Here is a 1,258-nt window from a genome sequence, read left to right on the forward strand (position 1 = left end):
TGTAGTGGCATAGTGAATTTGGTCACTTAGTTAGAGGTGATATCATCACCTCATAAGTTAACAGGTGACACTATGACAAAACGTACAAGACGACTATTTAGCGCAGAATTTAAGTTAGAAGCAGCACAGTTAGTCCTAGACCAAAACTACTCAGTAACTGAAGCGGCCCAAGCCATGAATGTGGGGAAATCCACGATGGATAAATGGGTTCGCCAGCTTAGAGAAGAACGCCAAGGGAAAACACCGAAAGCTTCACCTATGACCCCTGAACAAATAGAAATTCGGGAATTAAAAAAGAAGCTGGCTCGCCTTGAAGAGCATAATGAAATATTAAAAAAAGCCACGGCTCTGTTGATGTCGGACTCACTGAACAATTCTTGATAATCAAGAAACTCAAGCAGAGCTACAGCGTAAAAACATTATGCGAAGTCTTCAATGTTCATCGAAGTAGTTATCACTATTGGTTTAAACGCCCAACGGTAATTAATGCTGAAACAGTAAAATTGCGCAGCTTGGTTAGTGAGGCTCATGCCGCAAGCAATGGCTCTGCGGGCGCGAGAACCATTGCAGATATAGTCACAAATCAGGGTGTAAAGCTGAGCCGATACCGAGCAACAAAGCTTATGAGAACGCTTGGTTTAGTGAGTTGCCAAGAGCCAAAGCATCGCTACAGAAAGGCTTCACAAGAACATATTGACGTTCCAAATCACTTAGGTCGTCAGTTTGCGGTTACCGGCCCAAATGAGGTCTGGGCTGGTGATGTTACGTATATTTGGACAGGTAATCGGTGGATGTATTTAGCAGTTGTTATCGATCTTTTTGCCCGAAAAGTGATTGGTTGGTCGATGTCTCTATCACCTGATTCTAAGCTAACAGGCAAAGCTCTTTCGATGGCTTATGAGTCTCGTGGTAAGCCTAAAGGTGTTATGTTCCATAGCGATCAAGGCCGTCATTATACTAGCCGTAAATACCGTCAATTGCTGTGGCGTTTTCAAATAAATCAGAGTTTATCTCGCCGAGGAAATTGTTGGGATAATGCGCCGATGGAGCGCTTCTTTAGAAGTCTGAAAACGGAATGGGTGCCAACTGTGGGTTATCGTAGCTTCGCTGAGGCTCAACAAGAGATCACCCGCTACATTATCGGATATTACTGCCAACTCAGGCCACATCAGTATAACGGTGGTCTAACTCCCAATGAATCAGAACGATTATATTGGGAAAACTCTAAAACCGTGGCCAATTTTAGTTGACCACTACA

The 1,258-nt window shown here is 43.6% G+C and carries 1 protein-coding gene; it reads left to right on the forward strand.

Annotated elements, in window-relative coordinates:
• Window positions 1-72: 72 nt before the first annotated feature.
• Window positions 73-1,250, forward strand: a protein-coding gene (locus AACV32_RS09530) for an IS3 family transposase (RefSeq protein ID WP_170895767.1) whose coding sequence is annotated in 2 segments (ribosomal slippage) — window positions 73-331 and window positions 331-1,250 — 1,179 coding nt in all. Because the reading frame shifts where the segments join, the coding sequence is not laid out codon by codon here.
• The last annotated feature ends 8 nt before the right edge of the window (window positions 1,251-1,258 follow it).

Source organism: Vibrio sp. B7 (assembly GCF_963888765.1).
Taxonomy (GTDB): Bacteria; Pseudomonadota; Gammaproteobacteria; order Enterobacterales; family Vibrionaceae; genus Vibrio; species Vibrio anguillarum.